Source organism: Streptomyces sp. URMC 126, from assembly GCF_051386555.1.
Classification (GTDB): Bacteria; Actinomycetota; Actinomycetes; order Streptomycetales; family Streptomycetaceae; genus Streptomyces.
This window is the reverse complement of sequence record NZ_JBPQTX010000076.1, coordinates 1-25220: the sequence shown is the minus strand read 5'-3', so window position 1 is coordinate 25220 and position 25220 is coordinate 1. Positions and strand designations below refer to the sequence as shown.

Sequence of the window (25220 nt, the reverse complement as noted above, 5' to 3'; positions counted from 1 at the left end):
CCCCCCCCCCACCCCCGAACCGCGCTCCGCGCGGTTGCCCTCAAACGCCGGACGGGCTGAATAGGGCGCCCTATTCAGCCCGCCGCAGGCGACCCCTACCGCACGAACACCCCCGCGTCCCCCGCCAGGTCCAGGAAGTACTGCGGCGCGACTCCGAGTACCAGGGTCACGGCCACTCCCACCGCGATCGTCACCGACGTCAGGGCGCTCGGCACCGCTACCGTCGGGCCGTCCGCGCGGGGCTCGTTGAAGAACATCAGGACGATCACTCGGATGTAGAAGAACGCGGCGATCGCCGACGACACCACGCCCACGATGACCAGCGGAGCGCCGCCGCTCGCGGCCGCCGCCTTGAAGACGGCGAACTTGCCGGCGAAGCCGCTGGTGAGCGGGATGCCGGCGAAGGCGAGCAGGAAGACGGCGAAGACGGCGGCCACGAGGGGGGAACGGCGGCCGAGGCCCGCCCACTTCGAGAGCTGCGTCGCCTCGCCGCCCGCGTCGCGCACCAGGGTCACGACGGCGAAGGCGCCGAGGGTGACGAAGGAGTAGGCGGCCAGGTAGAAGAGGACGGACGAGACGCCGTCGGGGCTGATGGCGATGACGCCGGCGAGGATGAAGCCGGCGTGGGCGATGGACGAGTAGGCGAGGAGCCGCTTCACGTCCGTCTGGGTGACGGCGACGATCGCGCCGACCAGCATCGTCAGGATGGCGACGCCCCACATCACCGGCCGCCAGTCCCAGCGCAGCCCGGGCAGGACGACGTACAGGAGCCGGAGCAGGGCGCCGAAGGCGGCGACCTTGGTGGCGGCGGCCATGAAGCCGGTGACGGGCGTGGGGGCGCCCTGGTAGACGTCGGGGGTCCACATGTGGAACGGCGCCGCGCCGACCTTGAAGAGCAGGCCCATGAGGACCATCGCGCCGCCGATGAGCAGCAGCGCGTCGTTGCCCGTGGAGGAGGCGAGGGCCGGGGAAACCGTGCGGACGGTGCCCGAGACGACGTCGGCGATGCCCGAGTACGTGACGGTGCCGGCGTAGCCGTAGAGCAGGGCCACGCCGAAGAGGAGGATCGCCGAGGAGAAGGCGCCGAGCAGGAAGTACTTGACCGCCGCCTCCTGCGAGAGCAGCCGCTTGCGGCGGGCCAGCGCGCACAGGACGTACAGCGGCAGGGAGAAGACCTCCAGCGCGACGAAGAGGGTCAGCAGGTCGTCGGCGGCGGGGAAAACGAGCATCCCGGCAACGGCGAACAGCAGCAGGGGGAAGACCTCGCTGGTCGTCCAGCCCGCCTTGACCGCCTCCTGCTCCGCCTCGCCGCCGGGCACCGCCGCGCCCTGGGCGGCGAAGGAGTCGACGGGGCGGCCGTGCGCGGCGGGGTCGAGCCGACGCTCGGCGAAGCCGAGGGCGGCGACCAGGGCGACGAGGAGAATCGTGCCCTGGAGGAACAGCGCCGGGCCGTCGACGGCGACCGCGCCCATCGCCGCCACGTGCGCCTTGTCGGTGGCGTAGCCCTTGGCGGCGAGCGCGACGACGGCGGCGAACGCGGCGGCGAGTCCGACGACGGTGACCGCCAGCTGGGCGAGGTGGCGGGACCGGCGTGGCAGGAACGCCTCCGCGAGGACGCCCACCACGGCGGCGCCGAGGACGATCAGCACCGGTGAGAGCTGGGCGTACTCGATGTGCGGTCCGGGGATCTTCGGGGCGTCGGCGAGGACCGCCGACACGGACGATTCCGTCCACAGGCTGTGGACGGCGGCTGCTCGGCTCACTTCGCGCCCTCCGCGGTGCTCACCCGGACGTCGGGCCGGGGGTCGGTCTGGTGGACCTGGGACATGGTGTGTTCGACGGCGGGGTCGAGGATCCGCGTCACGGGCTTCGGGTAGACGCCCAGGAAGAGGAGCAGGGCGATCAGCGGCGTGACGACGACGAGTTCACGGGCCCGCAGGTCGGGCATGCCCCGGACCGGCTCCTTCACCGGGCCCGTCATGGTGCGCTGGTAGAGCACCAGCACGTAGAGGGCGGCGAGGACGATGCCGACGGTGGCGACGATGCCCGCCGCCGGGTAGCGGCTGAACGTGCCGACCAGGACGAGGAATTCGGAGACGAACGGCGCCAGCCCGGGCAGGGACAGCGTCGCCAGGCCGCCGACGAGGAAGGTGCCCGCGAGGACCGGGGCGACCTTCTGCACCCCGCCGTAGTCGGCGATGAGCCGGGAGCCGCGACGGCTGATCAGGAAGCCCGCGACCAGCATCAGCGCGGCCGTGGAGATCCCGTGGTTGACCATGTAGAGCGTGGCGCCGCCCTGGCCCTGGGTGGTCATCGCGAAGACGCCCAGGATGATGAAGCCGAAGTGCGAGATCGAGGCGTAGGCGATCAGCCGCTTGATGTCGCGCTGAGCGACGGCGAGCAGGGCGCCGTAGAGGATACTGACCAGCGCCAGCGCGATGATCACCGGGGTGGCCCACTTCGACGCCCCGGGGAACAGCTGGAGGCAGAACCTCAGCATCGCGAAGGTGCCGACCTTGTCGACCACGGCGGTGATCAGGACGGCCACGGGAGCGGTGGCCTCGCTCATGGCGTTGGGCAACCAGGTGTGCAGCGGCCAGAGCGGCGCCTTGACCGCGAAGGCGAAGAAGAAGCCCAGGAACAGGGCCCGTTCGGTGACGGTGGCGAACGTCAGGTCGCCGGCGGCCCGGGCCCGGACGATCTCCTGGAGGGAGAAGGTGCCGCTGCCGAGCTGGTCGGCGGTGACCGCGTACAGGCCGACCACCGCGGCCAGCATGACCAGCCCGCCGACGAGGTTGTAGAGCAGGAACTTCACGGCGGCGCGGGAGCGGCGGGCCGCCGCCTCGCCCGCGTCGGCGGGTTCCCCGGTCCGGTCCCCGAAGCCGCCGATGAGGAAGTACATCGGGATGAGCATGGCTTCGAAGAAGACGTAGAAGAGGAAGACGTCGGTGGCCTCGAAGGAGATCACCACCATCGCCTCGACCATGAGGATCAGGGCGAACAGCCCCTGGGTGGGCCGCCAGCGCCGGTCGCCCGCCGCGGTCTCCAGGGGCTCGGCGTCGTGCCAGCCGGCCAGCATGACGAACGGGACGAGCAGCGCCGTCAGGGCGACGAGGACCACGCCGATCCCGTCGACGCCCAGCTCGTAGCGGACCCCGAAGTCGGCGATCCAGGCGTGCGATTCGGTGAGCTGGAACGTCTTCCCGTCCGGGTCGAAGCGGACGAGCTGGGCCGCGGCGAGGGCCAGGGTGGCCAGGGAGAAGACGAGCGCGAGCCATTTGGCCGCGTCCCGTCGCGCGGCCGGGACGGCGGCGGTGACGACCGCGCCCACGGCGGGCACCGCGGCCGTCGCGGTGAGCAGGGGAAATGACATGATCAAACCGCCCTCATCAGCAGGGTCGCGGCGATCAGCACCGCCGCGCCGCCGAACATCGAGACCGCGTACGACCGCGCGTAGCCGTTCTGCAGCCTGCGCATCCGGCCGGAGAGCCCGCCGACGCTGACGGCGGTCCCGTTGACGGCGCCGTCCACGACCGAGCGGTCGATCGCCTCCAGGCCGCGCGTGAGCTGCTCCCCGCCACGCACGAGGACGATGTGGTTGAAGTCGTCCTGGAGCAGGTCGCGGCGGGCCGCCCGGGTGAGCAGCGAGCCGCGCGGCGGGGTGACGGGAACGGGCTTGCGGCCGTACTGGAACCAGGCGAGCGCCACACCGATCACCAGGACCACCATGGTCGCCCCGGTGACGGTCAGCGCGCTGACCGGGGAGTCGCCCTCCTCGTGCCCGGTGACGGGCTCCAGCCACTTCAGGAAGGAGTCGTTGAGGGTGAACAGGCCGCCCGCGAAGACCGATCCGAAGGCCAGCAGAATCATCGGGATCGTCATCGACTTGGGCGACTCGTGCGGGTGCGGGAGCTCCCCCGCGCCGCGGGATTCCGCGGCGGGCTCCGCGCTGGGCGCGTCCGGCGAGGGGGCCGGGGCCCACCGCTTCTCACCGAAGAAGGTCATGATCATCACGCGCGTCATGTAGTACGCGGTGATGGCCGCGCCCAGCAGGGCCGCGCCGCCGAGGATCCAGCCCTCGGTGCCGCCCTTGGCGAAGGCCGCTTCGATGATCTTGTCCTTGGAGAAGAAGCCCGACAGGCCGGGGAACCCGATGATGGCGAGGTACCCGAGCCCGAAGGTGACGAAGGTGACCGGCATGTACCGCCGGAGACCGCCGTAACGGCGCATGTCCACCTCGTCGTTCATGCCGTGCATGACCGACCCGGCGCCGAGGAACAGCCCGGCCTTGAAGAAGCCGTGCGTCACCAGATGCATGATCGCGAAGACGTAGCCGATCGGGCCGAGCCCGGCGGCGAGCACCATGTAGCCGATCTGCGACATCGTCGAACCGGCCAGCGCCTTCTTGATGTCGTCCTTCGCACAACCGACGATCGCACCGAAGAGGAGCGTGACCGCCCCGACCGTGACCACGGCCAGCTGGGCGTCCGGCGCTCCCTCGAAGATCGCGCCGGACCGGGTGATCAGGTACACGCCGGCGGTCACCATGGTGGCCGCGTGGATCAGGGCGGAGACCGGGGTCGGGCCCTCCATGGCGTCCCCGAGCCAGCTCTGCAGCGGCACCTGGGCCGACTTGCCGCAGGCGGCGAGCAGCAGCATCAGGCCGATGGCGGTGAGCTTGCCCTCCCCCGCCCGGTCCGCGTCGCCGAGCACCGGATCGAAGGCGAAGGTGCCGAACGTGGTGAACATCAGCATGATCGCGATCGACAGACCGACGTCGCCGACGCGGTTGACCAGGAACGCCTTCTTGGCGGCGGTCGCGGCGCTCGGCTTGTGCTGCCAGAAGCCGATCAGCAGGTAGGACGCCAGGCCGACGCCCTCCCATCCGACGTACAGCAGGAGGTAGTTGTCGGCGACCACGAGCAGCAGCATCGCGGCGAGGAAGAGGTTCAGGTAGCCGAAGAAGCGGCGGCGCCGCTCGTCGTGCTCCATGTACCCCACGGAGTAGAGGTGGATCAGCGTGCCCACGCCCGTGATCAGCAGGACGAAGGTCATGGACAGCTGGTCGAGGTGGAAGCCGACGTCGGCGCGGAAGCCGCCGACCGGCACCCACTGGAAGACGGTGACGTCCAGCGCGCGGTCTTCGCCCTCGCGGCCCAGCATGTCGGCGAAGAGCACCGCGCCGATAGCGAACGAGGCGGCCGCGAGCAGGGTGCCCAGCCAGTGCCCGGCCCGGTCCAGGGCCCGGCCGCCGCAGAGCAGGATCCCCGCCCCCAGCAGGGGCGCGAGGACGAGCAGTCCGATGAGGTTCTCCATTGGCGGCGTCCCCTTACAGCTTCAGCAGACTGGCGTCGTCGACGGAGGCCGAGTGGCGGGCGCGGTAGACCGACACGATGATCGCGAGTCCGACGACGACCTCGGCCGCGGCGACGACCATCGTGAAGAAGGCGATGATCTGGCCGTCGAGGTTGCCGTGCATCCGCGAGAAGGTGACGAACGCCAGGTTGCAGGCGTTCAGCATCAGCTCGACGCACATGAAGACGACGATCGCGTTCCGCCGGATCAGGACCCCGACGCCCCCGATGGTGAACAGCAGGGCGGACAGGTAGAGATAGCTGACCGGGTTCACTTGACGGCTCCCTTCCGGTCCTCGTCGCCGTCGCGCTCCAGCCACTCGCGCGACCGCCGCTCCAGCGCCGCGAGGTCCGCGAGCGCCTCGCCGGAGACGTCCCGCACCTGGCCGCGGGCGCGCAGCGTGGGGCTGACGCTGAGCTCGGACGGGGTGCCGTCCGGCAGCAGGGCGGGGATGTCGTTGGCGTTGTGCCGGGCGTAGGTGCCGGGGGCGGGCAGCGGCGCCACATGGGCGTTCTCGCGGACCCGCTGCCGCGACAGCTCCTTCTGGGTGGCGGCCCGGCGGATGCGCTCGCGGTGGGTGAGCACCATGGCGCCGACCGCGGCGGTGATCAGCAGGGCGCCGGTGATCTCGAAGGCGAAGACGTACTTGGTGAAGACCAGGGCGGCGAGCCCCTCGACGTTGCCGCCGGAGTTGGCCTGGCCGAGTCCGTCGAAGTGGTGCAGCGAGGCGTTGGCGATGCCGGCGATCAGCAGGATGCCGAAGCCCAGTCCGCACAGGGCGGCCAGCCACCGCTGGCCGCGGATGGTCTCGCGGAGCGAGTCGGCGGCGGTGACGCCGACGAGCATGACCACGAAGAGGAACAGCATCATGATCGCGCCGGTGTAGACGACGATCTGCACGATGCCCAGGAAGTAGGCGCCGTTGGCGAGGTAGAAGACCGCCAGCACGATCATCGTCCCCGCCAGGGACAGAGCGCTGTGCACCGCTTTCCTCATCAGCACGGTGGCCAGCGCGCCGCCGGTGGCGACGACCGCGAGGATCCAGAACTGGACGGCCTCGCCGGTGGAGGTGACGGAGTCCGCGGCGAGATTCACGCCTCCACCCCCTCTGAGGCGGGCTTCTCGCCCTTGCTCACGGCGACCTGCCGCTCGGTGCCGGGCGCCGCCTCGGTCACCAGCCCGCGGTAGTAGTCCTGTTCGGTCATACCGGGGAAGATCGCGTGCGGGGAGTCGACCATGCCGTCCTCCAGACCGGCGAGCAGCTCCTCCTTGGTGTAGATGAGCGATTCCCGGCTCTTGTCCGCCAGTTCGTACTCATTGGTCATGGTGAGCGCCCGGGTCGGGCACGCCTCGACGCACAGCCCGCACAGGATGCAGCGCAGGTAGTTGATCTGGTAGACGCGCCCGTACCGCTCGCCCGGCGAGTAGCGCTCCTCGTCCGTGTTGTCCGCGCCCTCGACGTAGATGGCGTCGGCCGGGCAGGCCCAGGCGCACAGCTCGCAGCCGATGCACTTCTCCAGCCCGTCCGGGTGGCGGTTGAGCTGGTGGCGGCCGTGGAAGCGCGGCGCGGTGGGCTTCTTGTACTCCGGATACTGCTCGGTCAGCCGCTTCTTGAAGACGTCCTTGAACGTCACCCCGAAACCGGCCACGGGGTTCTTGCGGGGACGCGGGGCGTCCTCACGGGCAGACTCAGGCACCGCCGGCCTCCTTTCCGTCACGAGATCCGTCACTCACAGTGTGCACCCCGCCACTGACAGAGACCTCGCTGAGCTCCCGGTCGCGCCGCGACCTGCGGCGCGGTACCGGCGGCAGCGTCTGGCCGGGCAGCGGCGGCACCGGGTAGCCGCCGGCCATGGGGTCGAACTCGCCGTCGCCGTCGGGCGTTTCCTCGCCCTGCTCGCCCCGGACCCGGAAGAGGTCGGCGACGAAGGAGACCAGCAGGATCGCGACGACCGCGCCCGCGACGTAGAGGACGATCGACTGGAAGTCGTAGTCCTCGTTCCGCAGCGCGCGTACCGTCGCGACGAGCATCAGCCAGACCATCGAGACCGGGATGAGGATCTTCCAGCCCAGCTTCATGAACTGGTCGTAGCGCAGCCGGGGAAGCGTCGCGCGCAGCCAGATGAAGAAGAACAGCAGCAGCTGGAGCTTGATGACGAACCAGAGCATCGGCCACCAGCCGTGGTTCGCGCCCTCCCAGAACGCCGAGATCGGGTACGGCGCCCGCCAGCCGCCCAGGAAGAGCGTCACCGCGACCGACGAGACCGTCACCATGTTCACGTACTCGGCGAGCATGAACATCGCGAACTTGATCGACGAGTACTCGGTGTTGAACCCGCCGACCAGGTCGCCCTCGGACTCGGGCAGGTCGAACGGCGCCCGGTTCGTCTCGCCGACCATCGCGACGATGTAGACGATGAAGGAGACCGGCAGCAGCAGCACGTACCAGCGGTTGTGCTGCGCGTCCACGATCGCCGAGGTGGACATCGAGCCGGAGTAGAGGAAGACGGCGGCGAACGAGAGGCCCATCGCGATCTCGTAGGAGATCATCTGGGCGCAGGAGCGGAGCCCGCCGAGCAGCGGGTACGTCGAGCCGGACGACCAGCCGCCGAGCACGATCCCGTAGATGCCGACGGAGGCCGTGGCCAGGATGTAGAGGACGCCGATGGGCAGGTCGGTGAGCTGCATCGTGGTCCGGGTGCCGAAGATCGACACCTCGTCGCCGGCCGGGCCGAACGGGATCACCGCGATCGCCATGAACGCCGGGACGGCCGCGACGATCGGCGCCAGCACGTACACGACCTTGTCGGCGCGCTTGACGACGATGTCTTCCTTGAGCATCAGCTTTACGCCGTCGGCCAGGGACTGGAGCATGCCCCAGGGGCCGTGCCGGTTGGGGCCGATGCGCAGCTGCATCCAGCCGATCAGCTTGCGTTCCATGACGATCGACACCAGCACCGTCAGCATCACGAACGCGAAGCAGAAGACGGCCTTGACGACCACCAGCCACCAGGGGTCGTGGCCGAACATCGAGAGGTTCTCGACGGCCAGGCCGAGCGGGGAGCCGGGCTCCCCCGGCCGGACCGCGTCCACGGCGGGGATCACGACAGCACCTCCGGTCCCTCGGGGTCCCCGCCGGGTGCGATGCGTACGGCCTCCCCGGGGCGCGCCCCGGTGTCGGAGGCGACGCCGCCGCCCGTGGAGTTGAGCGGGAGCCAGACCACGCGGTCCGGCATGGGCGTGATCAGCAGCGGCAGCCGGACGGTGCCGGCGGGGCCGGTGACGGCCAGCGGCTCGCCGTCCGCGACGCCCGTCTCGGCCGCCGTCGCCGGGGAGAGCCGGGCGACGGCGGGGTGCCGGGTGGCGGCCAGGGCGTCGTCGCCGTCCTGGAGCCGGCCCTGGTCGAGCAGCAGCCGGTGGCCGGCGAGCACGGCTTCGCCCGGGCCGGCGGCGGGCGCCGGGCGGGCCGGTTCGGCGGGGTCGGCGGCGCGGGCGCCGGTCCAGCGGCCCAGCCGGGCCATTTCGGCGCGGGCGGCGCGGACGTCCGGCAGGCGCAAGGGCAAGGGCCCGGTGGCCTCCGCCGCCATCGTGTCGGCCAGCATGTGCAGCACGCGCAGGTCCGGCAGGACGTGCCGGCGGACCATCTGGTCGGGCTTGAGCGCGGCCTCGAACGGGCGGGCCCTGCCCTCCCAGTCGACGAACGTCCCGGACCGCTCGGCGACGGCCGAGACGGGGAAGACCACGTCCGCGCGGTCCGTCACCTCGCTCGGCCGCTGCTCCAGCGAGACCAGGAAGCCGACCGCGTCCAGCGCCTCGCGCGCCCGCGCCGGGTCGGGCAGGTCGGCGGGCTCCACGCCGGCGACGAGCAGGGCGCCCAACTCGCCGGTGGCGGCGGCCTCGACGATCTGCCCGGTGTCCCGGCCCGTGCCGCGCGGCAGCTCGGGCAGGCCCCAGACGGCGGCCGTCTCCTCGCGGGCGCGCGGGTCGGTGGCGGGCCGGCCGCCGGGCAGCAGCCCGGGCAGGGCGCCCGCCTCGACCGCGCCGCGCTCGCCGGACCGGCGCGGGATCCACACCAGCCCGGCGCCGGTCGCGGCGGCCGTGGCCACGGCGGCGGTGAGCAGGCCGGGCACCCCGGCCGTCCGCTCGCCGACGACGATCACGGCGCCTTCCGCGCGGAGCGCCTCGGCCGCGGCGCGCGCGTCCTGGGCGGTGCCGTCGGCGAGGGCGCGCAGCCACTCGGGCTCGGTGCCGGGGGCGGCGGGCAGCAGCGTGCCGCCGGCCTTCTCCAGGCCGCGCGTCGCGAACGGCGCGATGGCGAACGTCCGCTGGCCGTGCTTCCGCCACGCCTTGCGCAGCCGCAGGAAGACGCTCGGCGCCTCCTCCTCGGCCTCGAAGCCGACGAGCAGCACGGCCGGCGCCTTCTCCAGCGAGCGGTACGTCACCCCCTCGCCGTCGAGGTCCCGGCCGCGGCCGGCCACCCGGGCGGCCAGGAAGTCGGCCTCCTCGCCGCTGTGCACGCGGGCGCGGAAGTCGACGTCGTGCGTGCCGAGGGCGACGCGCGCGAACTTGGCGTACGCGTAGGCGTCCTCCAGCGTCAGCCGGCCGCCGGTCAGCACCCCGGCCCGGCCGCGCGCGGCGTTCAGCCCGCGGGCCGCCGCCTCCAGCGCCTCCGGCCAGCTCGCCGGCTCCAGGACGCCCTCGGCGTTACGCACCAGCGGCGTCTCCAGCCGCTCCGGCCGCTGCGCGTACCGGAACGCGAAGCGGCCCTTGTCGCACAGCCACTCCTCGTTGACCTCCGGATCCTCCTGCGCGAGCCGGCGCATCACCTTGCCGCGCCGGTGGTCGGTGCGCGTCGCGCAGCCGCCGGAGCAGTGCTCGCAGACCGTCGGCGACGAGACGAGGTCGAACGGCCGGGCGCGGAACCGGTACGCCACCGAGGTCAGCGCGCCCACCGGGCAGATCTGGATGGTGTTGCCCGAGTGGTACGAGAAGAAGGGGTCACCCTCGCCGGTGCCCACCTGCTCCAGCGCCCCGCGCTCCAGCAGCTCGATCATCGGGTCGCCCGCGATCTCGTTGGAGAACCGGGTGCAGCGGGCGCAGAGCACGCACCGCTCGCGGTCCAGCAGGATCTGCGGCGAGACCGGCACCGGCTTCTCGTAGGTGCGCTTGCGGCCCTCGAACCGGGTGTCGGCCTGCCCGGCGGTCATCGCCTGGTTCTGCAGCGGGCACTCGCCGCCCTTGTCGCAGACCGGGCAGTCCAGCGGGTGGTTGATGAGCAGCAGCTCCATCACCCCGCGCTGCGCCTTCTCGGCGACGGGCGAGCTCATCTGCGTCTTCACCACCATCCCGTCGGTGCAGGTGATGGTGCAGGACGCCATGGGCTTGCGCTGGCCCTCGACCTCCACGATGCACTGCCGGCAGGCGCCCACCGGGTCGAGCAGCGGGTGGTCGCAGAACCGGGGGATCTCGATGCCCACCAGCTCGGCGGCCCGGATGACGAGCGTGCCCTTGGGGACGGAGACCGGGATGCCGTCGATGGTGACGGACACCAGGTCGTCGGGGGGTACGGCCGCGTTCCCCCCGCCGGAGGGCGCGGACGTGGTGACGGTCATACGTGCACCTCCGGGTGCGACTGGTCGGCCCACACCGTGGACTTCGCCGGGTCGAAGGGGCAGCCACGGCCCCTGACGTGCTGCTCGTACTCGGCCCGGAAGTACTTCAGCGAGGAGAAGATCGGGCTCGCCGCGCCGTCGCCGAGCGCGCAGAACGACTTGCCGTTGATGTTGTCGGCGATGTCGTTGAGCTTGTCGAGGTCGGTGAGCCGGCCGCGGCCCGCCTCGATGTCCCGCAGCAACTGGACGAGCCAGTACGTCCCTTCGCGACAGGGGGTGCACTTGCCGCAGGACTCGTGCGCGTAGAACTCGGTCCACCGGGTGACCGCCCGGACGACGCAGGTGGTCTCGTCGAAGCACTGGAGCGCCTTGGTGCCGAGCATCGAGCCGGCCGCGCCCACCGCCTCGTAGTCCAGCGGCACGTCCAGGTGCTCGTCGGTGAGCAGCGGGGTCGAAGAGCCGCCTGGCGTCCAGAACTTGAGCCGGTGGCCCGGACGCATCCCGCCGCTCATGTCGAGCAGCTGGCGCAGGGTGATCCCGAGCGGCGCCTCGTACTGGCCGGGGCGGGCGACGTGGCCGCTCAGCGAGTACAGCGTGAAGCCCGGGGACTTCTCGCTGCCCATCGAACGGAACCATTCCTTGCCCCGGTTGAGGATCGCGGGAACCGACGCGATGGATTCGACGTTGTTCACCACAGTGGGGCAGGCGTAGAGGCCCGCCACCGCCGGGAAGGGGGGTCGGAGCCGGGGCTGGCCGCGGCGTCCTTCGAGCGAGTCGAGGAGGGCCGTCTCCTCGCCGCAGATGTACGCGCCCGCGCCCGCGTGCACGGTGATGTCCAGGTCGACGCCGCTGCCGAGGATGTTCCGGCCGAGGTAGCCGGCCGCGTACGCCTCGCGGACGGCCTCGTGCAGCCTCCGCAGGACGGGGACGGTCTCGCCGCGCAGGTAGATGAAGGCCCGCTCGGAGCGGATCGCGTAGCAGGCGATGATCATTCCCTCGACGAGGGAGTGCGGGTTGGCGAAGAGGAGGGGGATGTCCTTGCAGGTGCCCGGCTCGGACTCGTCCGCGTTGACGACGAGGTAGTGCGGCTTGCCGTCGCCCTGCGGGATGAACTGCCACTTCATCCCGGTGGGGAAGCCCGCGCCGCCGCGGCCGCGGAGGCCGGAGTCCTTCACATAGGCGATCACGTCGTCCGGTGACATCGCCAGGGCCTTGCGCAGCCCCTGATAGCCGTCGTGCCGGAGATAGGTCTCCAGCGTCCAGGAGCGGGGCTCGTCCCAGAAGGCGCTGAGCACGGGCGCGAGCAGCTTCTCGGGGCCGTCCCCGCCTCCCCCGGCCTCCGGCCGCGGGGTCCCGCCGTAGTCGGTGGACACGGTCATTCCTCCCCCTCCTCGGTGGTCCCGGTCACCGGTCCGCTGGGGTGTGTGGGGTCCGAGGCGGACGTGGGCTGGGGTGCGTCGTGGGAGCTCGCATGCTCCGGGGGGCGCTCGCCCAACGGCGGTGCGCCGCGCGGCGGTCCGACGCGCGCCGCGCCGGTCTCGCCCTTCGCCAGCCGCAGCCCGGCCAGCGAGGCGTGTCCGGCGCCGCCGCTCGCCTCCACCGCGCCCGGCCGCTCGTCCGGGAAGCCGGCCAGGATGCGGGCGGTCTCCCGGTACGTGCAGAGCGGCGCCCCGCGCGTAGGCTCGACCGTGCGCCCGGCGCGCAGGTCGTCCACCAGGCGCTTGGCGCTCTCGACGGTCTGGTTGTCGAAGAACTCCCAGTTGACCATCACCACGGGCGCGAAGTCGCAGGCCGCGTTGCACTCGATGTGCTCCAGGGTGACCTTGCCGTCGCCGGTGGTCTCCCCGTTCTCCACGCCCAGGTGGGACTTGAGCGCGTCGAAGATGGCGTCACCGCCGAGCACCGCGCAGAGCGTGTTGGTGCACACGCCCACCTGGTAGTCACCGCTCGGTTTGCGGCGGTACATGGTGTAGAACGTCGCCACCGCCGTCACCTCGGCGGTCGTCAGGCCGAGTTGTTCGGCGCAGAAGCGGACGCCGGTGCGGGTGACGTACCCCTCCTCCGCCTGCACCAGGTGCAGCAGCGGCAACAGCGCGCTGCGGCTGTCGGGATACCGGCCGATCACCTCCCGCGCGTCGGCCTCCAGCCGGGCGCGCACGTCGGCGGGGTAGTCGGGTGCGGGGAGCTGCGGCATCCCCAGATGCGTCTCCGTCGTCACCGGTCGACGCCTCCCATCACAGGATCGATGGACGCCACCGCGACGATGACGTCGGCGACCTGGCCGCCCTCGCACATCGCCGCCATGGACTGGAGGTTGTGGAAGGAGGGGTCGCGGAAGTGGACCCGGTACGGGCGGGTGCCGCCGTCGCTGACGACATGGGCGCCCAGCTCGCCGCGCGGCGACTCGATCGCCGCGTACGCCTGCCCGGGCGGCACCCGGAACCCCTCCGTCACCAGCTTGAAGTGGTGGATCAGGGCCTCCATCGAGGTGCCCATGATCTTCTTGATGTGGTCGAGGGAGTTGCCCAGCCCGTCCGGCCCCAGGGCCAGCTGCGCCGGCCAGGCGATCTTCTTGTCCGCGACCATGACCGGCCCCGGCTCCAGCCGGTCCAGGCACTGCTCGATGATCCGCAGCGACTGCCGCATCTCCTCCAGCCGGATGAGGAGGCGCCCGTACGCGTCGCAGGTGTCCACCGTCGGGACGTCGAAGTCGTACGTCTCGTAGCCGCAGTACGGCTCGGACTTGCGCAGGTCGTGCGGGAGGCCGGCGGCGCGCAGCACCGGGCCGGTGACGCCGAGGGCCATGCAGCCGGTGAGGTCGAGGTAGCCGACATCCTGCAACCGGGCCTTGTAGGCGGGACTGCCGACCACCAGCTTGTCGTACTCGATCAGGTTCTTGCGCATCTTCTTCACGAACTCGCGCACCTGGTCGACCGCACCGGGCGGCAGGTCCTGAGCGAGGCCGCCGGGGCGGACGTACGCGTGGTTCATCCGCAGGCCGGTGACGAGCTCGAAGATGTCGAGGATCATCTCGCGGTCCCGGAAGCCGAAGATGGCGACCGTGGTGGCGCCGAGCTCCATGCCGCCGGTGGCGATGAACACCAGGTGCGAGGAGATGCGGTTGAGCTCCATGAGCAGCACGCGCAGCGTCGTCGCCCGGTCCGGGATCTGCTCCTCGATGCCGAGCAGCCGCTCCACGCCCAGGCAGTACACCGTCTCGTTGAAGAGCGGCATGAGGTAGTCCATGCGCGTCACGAAGGTGGTGCCCTGCGTCCAGTTGCGGAATTCGAGGTTCTTCTCGATGCCGGTGTGCAGGTAGCCGATGCCCGCGCGGGCCTCGGTGACGGTCTCGCCGTCGATCTCCAGGATCAGGCGGAGCACGCCGTGCGTGGAGGGGTGCTGGGGGCCCATGTTGACGACGATGTGCTCGTCGTCGGTCTTCCGGGCCGCGGTGACGACCTCGTCCCAGTCCCCGCCGGTGACGGTGTAGACGGGCCCCTCGGTGGTCTCGCGCGGGCCCTCGGTGCTCCTGGGACCCTGGGCGGTTGTCCCGGAGCCGCCCGGGCTCGTGGGGGATTCGCTGGTGGACATCAGCTGTACGACCTCCGCTGGTCCGGAGACGGGATCTGGGCGCCCTTGTACTCGACGGGGATGCCGCCGAGCGGGTAGTCCTTGCGCTGCGGGAAGCCCTGCCAGTCGTCCGGCATCATGATCCGGGTGAGCGCCGGGTGGCCGTCGAAGACGAGGCCGAAGAAGTCGTAGACCTCGCGCTCGTGCCAGTTGTTGGCCGGGTAGACGTCGACGACGGACGGCACGTGCGGATCGGCGTCGGGGGCGGTGACCTCCAGCCGGATCAGCCGGGCGTGCGTCACCGAGCGCAGGTGGTAGACGGCGTGCAGCTCGCGGCCCTTGTCCCCCGGGTAGTGGACGCCGCTGACGCCGGTGCACAGTTCGAAACGGAGCGCGGGGTCGTCGCGGAGCGTCCGGGCGACGCGCGGCAGGTGCTCGCGGGCGATGTGGAAGGTGATCTGGCCGCGGTCGACGACGGTCTTCTCGATGGCGTCCGACGGGACGACGCCCTGCTCCTCCAGCGCCCCCTCCAACTCGTCGGCCACCTCGTCGAACCAGCCCCCGTAGGGCCGGGCGGTCTCGCCGGGCAGCCGGACGGTGCGCACCAGGCGGCCGTAGCCGGTGGTGTCGCCGCCGTTGTTGGCGCCGAACATGCCCCTGCGGACGCCGATGACCTCGCCGGTGTCGCCGCGCTGGACGGGGACCCGCTGCTCGTCCGGACGGTCCTGCTCGCTCATGGCAGCAGCCCCTTCATCTCGATGAGCGGCAGGGACTTCAGCGCCGCCCGCTCGGTCTCCGCCTCGGCCTCGGCCCGGTGCGGGCCGAGCTTCTCGCCCTGGATCTTCTTGTGCAGCTTGAGGATCGAGTCCATGAGCATCTCGGGGCGCGGCGGACAGCCGGGCAGGTAGATGTCGACGGGGACGATGTGGTCGACGCCCTGGACGATCGCGTAGTTGTTGAACATGCCGCCGCTGGAGGCGCAGACGCCCATGGCGATGACCCACTTGGGGTTGGGCATCTGGTCGTAGACCTGGCGCAGCACCGGCGCCATCTTCTGGCTGACCCGGCCCGCGACGATCATCAGATCGGCCTGGCGGGGCGAGCCGCGGAACACCTCCATGCCGAAGCGGGCCAGGTCGTAGCGGCCGGCGCCGGTGGTCATCATCTCGATGGCGCAGCAGGCGAGGCCGAAGGTGGCGGGGAAGACCGACGCCTTGCGGACCCAGCCGGCGGCCTGTTCGACGGTGGTCAGCAGAAAGCCGCTGGGCAGCTTCTCCTCAAGACCCATGTGCGGTGGCCCCCTAGTCCCATTCCAGGCCGCCGCGCCGCCAGACGTAGGCGTAGGCGACGAAGACGGTGAGTACGAAGAGCAGCATTTCGACGAGGCCGAACAGCCCGAGGGAGTCGAAGGCGACGGCCCAGGGGTAGAGGAAGACGATCTCGATGTCGAAGACGATGAAGAGCATCGCCGTCAGGTAGTACTTGATCGGGAAGCGGCCGCCGCCGGAGGGCTGCGGCGTCGGCTCGATGCCGCATTCGTAGGCCTCGAGCTTGGCGCGGTTGTACCTCTTCGGCCCGATGAGCGATGCCATGACCACGGAGAAGATCGCGAAGCCGGCACCGAGGGCTCCCAGTACGAGGATGGGCGCGTAGGCGTTCACCGCTCCTCGCTCCTTCCAGTCGACGCTGACTGCTGGCTGACCGGACCTCCGCGCGGACCGCTCACCGGCGAACACCGCGGAAGGGTTCAGCGAAGATCGCGAATATGTGAGGCAGTTCACAAGCCCGGGTCGAGGGCATCTTATGCCCGGTGGTCTGTGATCTGCGACACGGCGAACAGCACGGCGTTTGTGATCTCCACCACCTGACGAACGATCATTAAGTCGGATGATCGGTGATCTTCTCACTCGAAGCATCCGAGTGATCGCCAGTGGTCACATTCCGGCGGTTTTCCGCTGGTCGGAGCGGCCTGCGCGGGCTGAGGCACTATCAAGCCACTGGCCGCTCGGGCAAATTGGCATCCGCCGCCGTCAACTGATATAAGCGCGCCACCCGCTGGAGGGCCACCCTCGGCGGGCCGCCGTCCGGGACACCCCGGCGGTTCACTGATCGTCGGCTCGTGCTTTCCTTCACCAGCCGCCACCGGTCGGCCGGCCTCCGCCCCCGACCGTCGACAAGGGCGCGCGCACGTGAAGTCCGCCACGTGAGCGCTCGCTTGGTGTCCGTTTTGCCCGGCGATCTTCGACGACCGATACCGGAACGTGATATGCCGCGCCGCCGATCGTCCCCGGCGCCCAAATGCCATGCTTAACCGCATGATCACGATTGCGGGAAGGGGCCGCGGAAAGCCCGCTTCCGGTGCGCCTGCCCCGAATTCCGAGCACTCGAACGCCGCTTGTGGTCCACGTCACTTATATTGAACTCCACCTACGGCGCCTGGTAAGCCCTTGTCCCATGTCCCCCAACGCGCACATAACCAGCCACCGGAAGCCCCGTCGCCCCGCGACGCAGTCGTGGGCCATCCGCTCGGGTGTTGCCGGTGGCGTCCTCAGCACCCTGGCCGTCACGGGCGCCGCGCAGGCGACCGCCGCCGAGAAGCCCGCCGAGGCGACGATCGAGATGCCGGCCCTCAACGCCGCGCTCTCCGCCTCGGTCGCCGAGAGCGCTGCGGCCACGCAGCAGACCGCGAACGACTACCAGGTCCGTGCGCAGGTGGACAAGGCCGTCGACCACGCCCGTGTCGCCGCCAAGAAGGCCAAGCAGGAGGCCGACCGCAAGGCCGAGGCGGAGCGCAAGGCCGCCGAGGCCAAGGAGAAGCGTGAGGCCGAGCAGGCCCGCGCCTCCCGGGACGCCCAGCGCACCGCGCTCGGCACCAAGGCCACCACCGCCTCCGACAGCGACGACGAGGGCACCGGCGCCAAGGGCTCCGGCTCCGGCACGAGCACCTCGACGACCTCCACGAAGAGCACGGGTGCGACCGGCAACGCCGCCACCCTCATCTCCTTCCTCCGGGCGCAGGTCGGCAAGGCCTACGTGATGGGCTCCACCGGCCCGTCCTCCTACGACTGCTCCGGCCTGGTCATGGCCGCCTACCAGCAGATCGGCATCAGCCTCCCCCGCGTCTCCCAGGACCAGTCGACCGCCGGCACCCAGGTCTCCCTCTCCAACCTGCAGCCGGGCGACATCCTCTACTGGGGCGCCGCGGGCAGCGCCTACCACGTCGGCGTCTACATCGGCGGCGGCAAGTTCATCGGCGCCCAGAACCCCAGCACGGGCATCGTCGAGCGCGACATGAGCTACTCCCCGCCCACGGGCGCCGTGCGCGTCATGTGACGAACGGACAGGACAGGCGAAGGGCCGCCACCCCCACCGGGGTGGCGGCCCTTCGCCTTGCCCCCGCCCCCAACGGTCCGGAACGCCTGCGCCACCGACACGCCGTCACTACGATCGGCTCATGGCCGAGTCGGAGACGACCTTCCGTTCCCTGGACGGCACCACCCTCACCGGCACCCTGACCACGCCGGACGGGCAGCCGGTGCGCGGTCTGGTGATCCTGGCGCACGGTGCCGGTGTCACCCGTGAGGAAGGCGGTTTCTTCACCCGCCTCGCCACCGGCCTGGCCGCCGCGGGTTTCCGTAGCCTCCGCTTCGACCTCCGGGCCCACGGAGCGAGTGCGGGGCGCCCCGAGGACGTGACCATCGCCGGCGTGGCCAACGACATCCGGGCCGCCTCCGACCATCTCCGGGCGGCCCATTCCGGCCCCGGCCGGGCGGTCGACGTCATCGCCGCGTCGTTCTCCGGCGGCGCGGCGGCCCTCCACACCGCCCACCGCCCCCGGGACGTCCGCCGCCTGGTCCTGCTCAACCCGCGCCTGGACTACCACGAGCGGTACGCGACCAGCCGGCCGTACGTCACCGCCGACTACCTCACCCCGGAGGCGGCCGAGACGCTCGACCGTCAGGGGTACACCGAGCACAGCCCGTTCGCCCTGGGCCGCGCCCTGCTCAACGAGGTCCACCACCTCGACCCGGCGTCCTTCCTCCGGGACGTTCAGGCTCCCACTCTGCTGGTCCACGGCACAAAGGACACGTTCGTCCCGGTGGAGTCGTCCCGCCACCACCTGAGCCACTTCGGCGGCCCGGCCGAACTGCTGCAACTGGACGGGGCGCAACACGGCTTCGCCGTGCACGACGACCCGGGATACCGGCACCCCCAGTCGCGGGCCTGGCAGGCCGAGGTCATCGAGCGCGTGGCCGCCTTCCTCAGCCGCTAGGCGGACAGCGAGCCGAGGGACAGGCGCAACTCCCGCACAGCGGGCCGCCGCCCGTACGGACGCAGCAGGCCGACGGTCCGGCGGAGCTCCCGCAGCGCCTGGCCGAAACGCGGCCCCGCCGCGAGGCGCAGTACGGACAGCCCGGTCATCGCCGCCTCGTCGGGCTCCCCGGCCGCTGCCAGCGCGCCCGCCAGATGTGCGGTGAAGAACGCCCGGTCACGGGGGCCGAACACGCCGGTGGTCACGGGCTCGCGCAGCAGACCGACGGCTCGTTCCGGCCGTCCCGCCTCCCGATGGCAGATGGCGCTTTGTGCCGTCAGCCGATCGCGGTCGTACGCACCGCACAAGGGGCCGGTACAGGTCGCCACGACCGTACGGACGGGTGGCGCCGCGTCGAGTGCCTCATACGCCTGGTCGAGGAGCCGTGTGACGTCTTCCGGGGCCGCGCCAAGGAGCGCCATGGCCCGGGCCTCCTGCTGCAGTGCCTCCGCACGAGCGCGGAGCGGCAGCGACCAGGGACCGTGCACGGCGGCGTGCGCGAGATCCCGCATGCGCGCCGGGTCGGTGCGCTCGGTGGCCTGGGCCTTGCGTAACAGCACGTACCCGTGCATCGCTCCGTCGCCGCTCAGGTCGGCCCATTCGATCGCCCTGTCGTGCCAGTACAGGACGGTGCTCGGCGGCGCTCCGCCGTCATGGTGAAGCCAAGCGGTGAACTCGGCGGCACGGCTGCCCAAGGCGAGAAGCTCTCGGCGCGCGTCGGCGCGGACATCTCTGGCCGTGGCCTCGATCGCCTTCACCAACCCCAAAGCCTCGGGCAAGGCGCCCCCCGGCCCGCACCGGGCGTCCACACGAGCGGCGTTCTCCAGGAGCGCGCGGGCACGGCCCACCACCGCATGTCCGCCCTGGCGACGTGCCTCATCGGCACCGAAGGCCGGAGGGACGTCCATCCCCTTCCGTGCGGGCACCGGTACACGGCCGACAACGGTCCCGGCTCCGGACGCACCCGGCCTGATGAAACCCAGCCGCTCCAAGGGCAGGCCGAACATGCTCTCCAGCACCCGCCGGGCATCCCGGTTCGGCCACTCCGACCGGCCCGACTCCCACCGCCGCACCTGTCGGACGGAGATGGCCGCCTGCTCGCCCAGCGCCAGCGCGTGGCGTTCGTAGGCATCGGCGAACTCCTGCTGCGTGTGCCAGCCGTGCCGCACCCGGGCGGCCACGAGGAGCGTGTTCCGCGACGCTGCTTCGGACATGGCGCCAGACGTTACTGCTCCACTCGCGAGCCCGGAGCCGGACCGGCGAAGTGTCCGCTGATGTGGCCTCGTCCACTCACGTGGTCGGCGGTGCAATCGCTGTACCGGCGCGCAGCAGAACCGCGCCGGGCATCACTGTCCGGTCCAAGGAGCACGCTGTGCACGACACGACGCCCGGCCACCCGGCCTCACGGTTGCCCTCCATGCTCACCGGGGACTCCGCTCCCCTCGACCTCGTGACCATCCGCGCCACCATCCGACGGGCCCTCCAAGACCGGGGCTCCGTGCTGCCGCGGCCGGAAGAGGTATCCGAGTTGGCCAGGACCCTCCGCGAACACCTCCGGACGATGCTGGAGGCGGCGCACGAGCGAGCAGCCCGCCTCGAACGCGGTACCGGTCCCTGGCACCGCTGGCAGACCTTGATCGATCGAGTGCGGACGGACCTGTCCCGCGACGCGGGGCAGGGGCTGTGCTCGGCGACCGCCACGATGCGGGAGCTCGGGCGGACGGCGCGGTTCCTCGCCGATTGCCTGGACGAGTAGTCCGCCGGAGCGCGGGCTCAGCCGTTCCTGACCTTGATGGCGCCGCTGGACGTGCTCAGGTTCAAGTGGTGCGGGGCGGAAGGGGACTGGGGGACGGATATGTGCCTGGTGCCGCTGCGCGTGTCGGCGGTGACCGTGTAGGGGCCGCCGGGGGCGGTGACGGTGAGGGTGCCGCTGGTGGTTTCGGCCTCGATGTCCTGGGGGGCGGCGAGGGTCAGGTCGACGGAGCCGCTGGTGGCCTTTGCCTTGACGGGGCCGTCCCTGAGGTCGCGGCCCGTCACCGCGCCGCTGGTGGCCTTGGCGTCCACGGCGCCCGTGACGTCCCGCAGCTTGATGTCGCCGCTCGTCGCCCGGGCCTTCACGGAGCCGCCCTTGAGACCCTGCATCACGACGGAGCCGCTGGTGGCCGTGATGTCGACGGGACCCGTCACATTCCGCAGGTCGAAGCCGCCCGAGGTGCCCTGCACACGCATCGCGCCCATGTCCGAGGCGGTCACGCGGCCGCTCGTCACCCCGCCGGTCACCGGGAGGCCGGCGGGCAGGTCCACCGTGTAGTTCACGGAGCACTCGTCGCCGCAGTCGCGGAGCACCAGGACGCCGTCTTCGACGCTGAACGTCGGGCCGTCCGGTTTGTCGTCCCGGTACCTCACCTCGCGGTGCACGCTCACCTGCCGGGCGTCCTTGGAGCCGCGCAGGGTGATGGATCCGGAGTCGCCCGCGAGCCGGACCGAGGTGATCTTTTCGGTCGGTTTCGCGTCGTCCTCGAACCTCTCCTCCGGGCCCCAGCCACAGGCGTTGAGCGTGCCCACGCCCAACACCGCCGTCAGCAGGGCGGTACCGAGCAGGCGGAGGCGAGGGCGCATGGCGGATCACCAAATCCTTCGGAAGGAATGCGGGAGAGGGGCGGATATCGCTCCTTCGAGGCTAGGAGCCGGCGCCCCCCACCGGCCATGGGGGAAACCCCCGATCCGCCCCTGACACTTCCCCCACCCGGGTCAGGGTCGGTCGGCCAGCGCCCGGTCCACCAGCTCTCCCGCGCACCCCGTGTACCGCGCCGGGTCGCACAGTTCGGCGCATTCCGCCGGCGTCAGGACGCCCGAGAGCCGGGGGTCGGCGGAGAGGACGGCGGCCAAGGGGCGGCCGGTACGGGCCGCCTCGGCGGTCAGTTCGGTCAGCAGGCGTTTGGCCGCCGCCTTCCCCAGGCGGGGGGCGAGGACGGCCGAGACCCGCTCCGAGACCATCTGCCCGCCCGTCAGCGCCAAGTTGGCGGCCATCCGGTCCGGCCGGACCTCCAGGCCCTCCGCGAGTTCGACGGCCGTGTGCGCGGCGCCGCCGGCCAGCCGCAGGCACTCGCGCAACGGCAGCCACTCAGCGTGCCAGGCGCCTCCCGAACGCTCGTCCTCGGCCAGCAGTTGCTGGGTGAGGACGGTCGCGAGGGCGGGCACCTGGAGGGCCGCGGTGCGGATCATCGTGGCGAGGACCGGGTTCCGCTTGTGCGGCATCGCCGAGGACGCGCCCCGCCCGGCCACCGCCGGCTCCGCGACCTCCCCGACCTCCGTGCGCGTCAGATTCTGCACGTCCACGGCGAACTTGCCGAGCGCCCCGGCGGTGAGCCCCAGCACCGCCCCGAGGTCGGCCATCGGGGTCCGCAGCGCGTGCCACGGCAGGGCGGGGCGGCCCAGGCCCGTCTCCTCGGCGAACAGCGCGCCGAGCCGGCCGGCGTACGTGCCGAGGTCCTTCTCCCCCGCCAGGCGCGCGTATTCGAGGTAGCCCGCCAGCGTGCCCGCCGCGCCGCCCAGCGCGACGGGCAGGCCGCCGTCCAGCAGCCGGGCGATCCGCTCGGCGGCGTCCAGGACGAGTTGCCGCCAGCCCGCGGCGCGCAGGCCGAAGGTCGTGGGGACGGCCTGGAGGGCGAGGGTGCGGGCGGCGGCCGGGGTGTCGCGGTGCGCGGCGGCCAGCCGGCCCAGCGCGTCGGCGGTGCGCAGCAGGTCCGCGTGGATCAGCCGCAGCGCCCGGGCCGCGACCAGCAGCGCCCCCGTGTCGAAGACGTCCTGGCTGGTCGAGCCCCGGTGCACGTACTCGGCCGCCGCCGGGTCCCGTTCGGCGACCGCCGCCGTGAACGCGGCGACCAGGCCCACCACCGGATTGGCCGTCTCACGCGACGCGAGCGCCAGCGCGCGGACGTCCAAACGCGCCGCCCCGGCCGCCTCGGTAATGGTCCGGGCCGCGTCCGGCGGCACGGTCCCGAGCCGGGCCTGCGCCCGGGCCAGCGCCGCCTCCGCGTCGAGCATGGCCCGGACCCAGGCGGCGTCGCCGGTGGCCTCCTCCACGGGCGTGCCGGCCCGTACGGGCGAGAGCAGCCCGGTGTCGTGGGGGACGTCAGGGGCGAGCGAGGTCATCGATTCTCCTCGGGAAAGCGGGTGGTGGTAATGACGGATGCCGTAGCGAACGGAACCGCCTGACGGACCAGCGGCGGAGGTCACCGGCCCCCGTCGGAGCCGGGCCGGTGACCTCCGCCGCGCAACCCACCCGTCAGACGGGTACCCCGGCGAACGCCGCCGACTCCTCCCGCGCCGCGTACGCCGGTGTGAGCCCGAGCACCGCGCGGGCGATGGCGTCCGAGTCGGCGAGGGTGACCGAGTCGACGCCGGGGCGGATGCCGGCGGCCGTGACCCAGTGGACGCCCTCCGTCGGGACGCCGTAGGCGAAACGGCGCGGGTGCGCGGTGCCGTCGGCGGCGACGACGCGGTACGGGCGCTCGGTGACGGCCAGTCCGCCCGTCTCGTACGCCGGCCCGTCCGCCGACGGGATCCGGTACGGCGCGCACTGGCCTGTGTCGAGCAGGTGCCGCAACAGCGGGTCGTCGGTGCGCCGCAGGTCGGGCTCGGGCAGCCGGGCCTCGATCAGCGTCCGGGCCCGTACGGGCGGCCCCGGCACCCGCGACGAGGACGCGGTGAAGACACCGGCCGCCGGGTCGAGGCGCACGTCGGTGCCGGGCCCGGTCACCTCCAGCACCCCGGCCTCCATGAGCGCGGCCATCTCCTCCACGCGGGAGGCGGGCGGGCCGATGGAGAGGAACGCGTTGAGCGGCGTGTACCAGCGTTCGAGCTCGTCGCGGTGGGACGCGCCGTCGATCCCGGCGTGGTCGACGGCGAGCCGGATCTCGTTGCGGAGGTCGCGCAGGACGTCCAGGGCGGCCTTGAGCGGGCCGTCCACGTTCCCCTCGCGGGCCGCGCGCACGTCGGCCCGCAGCCGGCCGAGCAGCAGGCGGCGGAACTCCGCGCGGTCGGCGAAGTCCCGGCCCTTGTACGGGTCGGCGAGCCGCTCCCAGTCCCAGCGGTGGCCCGGGGCGATGCCGAGCGCGTCGAGGAGCTCCTCGCGCTCTCCGGGAGCCCCCGCGGCCAGGTACCGCTCGGTGAACGCGGCGCGTTCGGCGTCCCGGCCGAGGGCCGTCAGCAGGGTGCCGTAGTAGACGCTCTCCACCTCGGCGGCGATCAACGGCCAGAGGTCGGCGGTGAAGCGGACGGGCTCGCCGCTCCGGGCGCGGGCGCGCAGCGCGTCGACGCGCTCGGGGGTGAGCAGCCGGGGCAGGTGGCGCCCCGCGACGCCCTTCTGGTTCTCGCCGCGCGCGTGGTACGGCACGCCGCGCCGCGAGAACGCGTACAGGCGCGGCTCGCGTCCGGAGGGCCGGTAGGCCAGGGTCCCGTCCTCGGAGCGGACGTACGCGCCGCCGCGGCCGGTCGTGAACAGGGCCATGTAGTCGAAGAAGTTGAGCCCCAAGCCGCGCAGCAGGACGGCGGAACCGGGCTCGATGCCGTCCAGGCCGGCGTCGGCGGGGTTGGCGGGCGGCAGGTAGGTGAGCCCGTGCAGCCGGGCGAGGCTCGCGACGCGCGCCTCCGCCACGGTGAGCCGGGCCGGGACGTGCCCTTGGGCGAGGACGACCGCGTCGAGGCCGTCCAGCCGTGTGCCGTCGGCGAGTTGCACACTCTGCGGTCCGCCCGCCGTACCGAAGGCGTCGGTGAGCGCGACGGCGCGCGAGCGGTGGGTGCGCACGGTGAGGTGCGCGGGGGCGCCGGCGACCACACGCCGGAAGCAGTCGTGAAGGTAGCGGCCGTAGAACGCGCGGGTGGGGTACGTGTCGGGGCCGAGGGCCCGTGCCTCGCGCAGCACCCAGTCGTCCTCCCCCGCGCTCTCCCCTAAGGACGCGACGTCGCGGGCCCACTCGTACAGGGTCGGGCCCGGCTCCACGGGCCCGTCGATCCGCGAACTGCCGTCGGTGAACAGGGTGATCTGCGAGGCGACGGTGTTCATCAGCAGGTGCCGCGACTGGTCCGGGCGCCACACGGCGCCCGCTCCCGGCAGCGCCGGGTCGACGAGGTGGACGGTCACCGCGCCGTGCGAGGGGGCGGCCCGCTCGCCGGCGCAGAGCCGCTCAAGGACGGACAGGCCGCGTGGTCCCGCTCCCACCACGCATATCTCGAAGGTGTCGGTCTGCGCACGAGGCGCTCGGGCTGCCACGGAACGCGCTCCATTCGGTACGCCCGCTCCGGGCCGGTCGGACCCGTGGGGCAGGGGTTGTCGGTGGGGGCGGTGTGCGGGCTGTCTCTTATACACA

At 72.0% G+C, this 25220-nt stretch carries 21 protein-coding genes; 3 read left to right on the top strand and 18 right to left on the bottom strand.

All coding sequences use genetic code 11. The features are described from left to right. Positions 1-95: 95 nt before the first annotated feature. The 14 genes from nuoN to ACSNOK_RS12225 form a co-directional block, all read right to left on the bottom strand. Complete coding sequence (nuoN, locus tag ACSNOK_RS12290) at positions 96-1763, bottom strand: NADH-quinone oxidoreductase subunit NuoN (protein WP_436780658.1); 1668 nt, start codon at positions 1761-1763, stop codon at positions 96-98. After that, on the bottom strand, positions 1760-3373 hold the full coding sequence (locus ACSNOK_RS12285; protein ID WP_436780657.1) for an NADH-quinone oxidoreductase subunit M: 1614 nt from the start codon (positions 3371-3373) through the stop codon (positions 1760-1762). Before ACSNOK_RS12285 ends, nuoN begins: the two co-directional genes overlap by 4 nt. 2 nt (positions 3374-3375) lie before the next feature. Beyond that, positions 3376-5316, bottom strand: coding sequence for an NADH-quinone oxidoreductase subunit L (gene nuoL / locus ACSNOK_RS12280; RefSeq protein WP_436780656.1), 1941 nt, complete (start codon positions 5314-5316; stop codon positions 3376-3378). Positions 5317-5329: 13 nt separating this feature from the next. After that, positions 5330-5629, bottom strand: a complete 300-nt coding sequence (gene nuoK / locus ACSNOK_RS12275) for an NADH-quinone oxidoreductase subunit NuoK (protein ID WP_436780655.1) — start codon at positions 5627-5629, stop codon at positions 5330-5332. Beyond that, a complete protein-coding gene (locus tag ACSNOK_RS12270) occupies positions 5626-6450 on the bottom strand; it encodes an NADH-quinone oxidoreductase subunit J (RefSeq protein WP_436780654.1) in 825 nt (274 codons plus the stop codon). Before ACSNOK_RS12270 ends, nuoK begins: the two co-directional genes overlap by 4 nt. Further along, positions 6447-7052 carry an NADH-quinone oxidoreductase subunit NuoI gene (gene nuoI, locus ACSNOK_RS12265; RefSeq protein ID WP_436780653.1) on the bottom strand — a complete coding sequence of 202 codons (606 nt, stop codon included), beginning with the start codon at positions 7050-7052 and terminating at the stop codon, positions 6447-6449. Before nuoI ends, ACSNOK_RS12270 begins: the two co-directional genes overlap by 4 nt. Further along, positions 7045-8385, bottom strand: a complete 1341-nt coding sequence (gene nuoH / locus ACSNOK_RS12260) for an NADH-quinone oxidoreductase subunit NuoH (protein ID WP_436780660.1) — start codon at positions 8383-8385, stop codon at positions 7045-7047. Before nuoH ends, nuoI begins: the two co-directional genes overlap by 8 nt. Positions 8386-8456: 71 nt before the next feature. Then, positions 8457-10967: an NADH-quinone oxidoreductase subunit G gene (locus ACSNOK_RS12255; RefSeq protein ID WP_436780652.1), complete on the bottom strand. Its 2511-nt coding sequence runs from the start codon at positions 10965-10967 to the stop codon at positions 8457-8459. Then, positions 10964-12346, bottom strand: a complete 1383-nt coding sequence (gene nuoF, locus ACSNOK_RS12250; RefSeq protein WP_436780651.1) for an NADH-quinone oxidoreductase subunit NuoF — start codon at positions 12344-12346, stop codon at positions 10964-10966. Before nuoF ends, ACSNOK_RS12255 begins: the two co-directional genes overlap by 4 nt. Continuing rightward, a complete protein-coding gene (gene nuoE, locus ACSNOK_RS12245; protein WP_436780659.1) occupies positions 12343-13161 on the bottom strand; it encodes an NADH-quinone oxidoreductase subunit NuoE in 819 nt (272 codons plus the stop codon). The genes nuoF and nuoE overlap by 4 nt, the downstream gene beginning before the upstream one ends. Before the next feature lie 20 nt (positions 13162-13181). Further along, complete coding sequence (locus tag ACSNOK_RS12240; protein ID WP_436780650.1) at positions 13182-14558, bottom strand: NADH-quinone oxidoreductase subunit D; 1377 nt, start codon at positions 14556-14558, stop codon at positions 13182-13184. Beyond that, on the bottom strand, positions 14558-15274 hold the full coding sequence (locus tag ACSNOK_RS12235; RefSeq protein WP_436780649.1) for an NADH-quinone oxidoreductase subunit C: 717 nt from the start codon (positions 15272-15274) through the stop codon (positions 14558-14560). Before ACSNOK_RS12235 ends, ACSNOK_RS12240 begins: the two co-directional genes overlap by 1 nt. Beyond that, positions 15271-15825, bottom strand: coding sequence for a NuoB/complex I 20 kDa subunit family protein (locus tag ACSNOK_RS12230; RefSeq protein ID WP_436780648.1), 555 nt, complete (start codon positions 15823-15825; stop codon positions 15271-15273). The genes ACSNOK_RS12235 and ACSNOK_RS12230 overlap by 4 nt, the downstream gene beginning before the upstream one ends. Positions 15826-15838: 13 nt before the next feature. Further along, a complete protein-coding gene (locus ACSNOK_RS12225) occupies positions 15839-16198 on the bottom strand; it encodes an NADH-quinone oxidoreductase subunit A (RefSeq protein ID WP_004941767.1) in 360 nt (119 codons plus the stop codon). A 793-nt stretch (positions 16199-16991) separates the two neighbouring features. Between ACSNOK_RS12225 and ACSNOK_RS12220 the strand changes: the two genes are divergently transcribed. Together ACSNOK_RS12220 and ACSNOK_RS12215 are read left to right on the top strand one after the other, a co-directional pair. Then, complete coding sequence (locus ACSNOK_RS12220; RefSeq protein ID WP_436780647.1) at positions 16992-17870, top strand: C40 family peptidase; 879 nt, start codon at positions 16992-16994, stop codon at positions 17868-17870. 121 nt (positions 17871-17991) lie between these two features. Continuing rightward, positions 17992-18810 (top strand): alpha/beta hydrolase, encoded by an 819-nt coding sequence (locus ACSNOK_RS12215; protein WP_436780646.1) that lies wholly within the window; start codon positions 17992-17994, stop codon positions 18808-18810. On the opposite strand, the gene ACSNOK_RS12210 is transcribed toward ACSNOK_RS12215, so the two are convergent. Continuing rightward, positions 18807-20063, bottom strand: a complete 1257-nt coding sequence (locus ACSNOK_RS12210) for a helix-turn-helix domain-containing protein (RefSeq protein ID WP_436780645.1) — start codon at positions 20061-20063, stop codon at positions 18807-18809. The two genes, ACSNOK_RS12215 and ACSNOK_RS12210, sit on opposite strands and share 4 nt — an antisense overlap. 158 nt (positions 20064-20221) lie before the next feature. On the opposite strand from ACSNOK_RS12210, the gene ACSNOK_RS12205 reads away from it, so the two are divergent. Next, the gene (locus tag ACSNOK_RS12205; RefSeq protein WP_436780644.1) at positions 20222-20605 is read left to right on the top strand and encodes a DUF6415 family natural product biosynthesis protein; all 384 of its coding nucleotides are present in this window, start codon (positions 20222-20224) and stop codon (positions 20603-20605) included. A 17-nt stretch (positions 20606-20622) separates the two neighbouring features. Here ACSNOK_RS12205 and ACSNOK_RS12200 read toward each other — a convergent pair whose 3' ends face one another. The 3 genes from ACSNOK_RS12200 to ACSNOK_RS12190 form a co-directional block, all read right to left on the bottom strand. Beyond that, positions 20623-21468, bottom strand: coding sequence for a DUF4097 family beta strand repeat-containing protein (locus tag ACSNOK_RS12200; RefSeq protein WP_436780643.1), 846 nt, complete (start codon positions 21466-21468; stop codon positions 20623-20625). 132 nt (positions 21469-21600) lie between these two features. Then, complete coding sequence (locus ACSNOK_RS12195) at positions 21601-23004, bottom strand: class-II fumarase/aspartase family protein (RefSeq protein ID WP_436780642.1); 1404 nt, start codon at positions 23002-23004, stop codon at positions 21601-21603. 133 nt (positions 23005-23137) lie between these two features. Beyond that, positions 23138-25123, bottom strand: a complete 1986-nt coding sequence (locus ACSNOK_RS12190) for an FAD/NAD(P)-binding protein (RefSeq protein ID WP_436780641.1) — start codon at positions 25121-25123, stop codon at positions 23138-23140. Positions 25124-25220 lie beyond the last annotated feature (97 nt).

Bases quoted from the DNA above. Each gene is read 5' to 3' on its own strand.
- ACSNOK_RS12285 (WP_436780657.1), bottom strand. From the start codon at position 3,373: ATGTCATTTCCCCTGCTCACCGCGACGGCCGCGGTGCCCGCCGTGGGC.
- nuoL (WP_436780656.1), bottom strand. From the start codon at position 5,316: ATGGAGAACCTCATCGGACTGCTCGTCCTCGCGCCCCTGCTGGGGGCG.
- nuoH (WP_436780660.1), bottom strand. From the start codon at position 8,385: ATGTTCGGCCACGACCCCTGGTGGCTGGTGGTCGTCAAGGCCGTCTTC.
- ACSNOK_RS12255 (WP_436780652.1), bottom strand. From the start codon at position 10,967: ATGACCGTCACCACGTCCGCGCCCTCCGGCGGGGGGAACGCGGCCGTA.
- nuoF (WP_436780651.1), bottom strand. From the start codon at position 12,346: ATGACCGTGTCCACCGACTACGGCGGGACCCCGCGGCCGGAGGCCGGG.
- nuoE (WP_436780659.1), bottom strand. From the start codon at position 13,161: ATGCCGCAGCTCCCCGCACCCGACTACCCCGCCGACGTGCGCGCCCGG.
- ACSNOK_RS12240 (WP_436780650.1), bottom strand. From the start codon at position 14,558: ATGTCCACCAGCGAATCCCCCACGAGCCCGGGCGGCTCCGGGACAACC.
- ACSNOK_RS12235 (WP_436780649.1), bottom strand. From the start codon at position 15,274: ATGAGCGAGCAGGACCGTCCGGACGAGCAGCGGGTCCCCGTCCAGCGC.
- ACSNOK_RS12230 (WP_436780648.1), bottom strand. From the start codon at position 15,825: ATGGGTCTTGAGGAGAAGCTGCCCAGCGGCTTTCTGCTGACCACCGTC.
- ACSNOK_RS12220 (WP_436780647.1), top strand. From the start codon at position 16,992: ATGTCCCCCAACGCGCACATAACCAGCCACCGGAAGCCCCGTCGCCCC.
- ACSNOK_RS12215 (WP_436780646.1), top strand. From the start codon at position 17,992: ATGGCCGAGTCGGAGACGACCTTCCGTTCCCTGGACGGCACCACCCTC.
- ACSNOK_RS12210 (WP_436780645.1), bottom strand. From the start codon at position 20,063: ATGTCCGAAGCAGCGTCGCGGAACACGCTCCTCGTGGCCGCCCGGGTG.
- ACSNOK_RS12200 (WP_436780643.1), bottom strand. From the start codon at position 21,468: ATGCGCCCTCGCCTCCGCCTGCTCGGTACCGCCCTGCTGACGGCGGTG.
- ACSNOK_RS12195 (WP_436780642.1), bottom strand. From the start codon at position 23,004: ATGACCTCGCTCGCCCCTGACGTCCCCCACGACACCGGGCTGCTCTCG.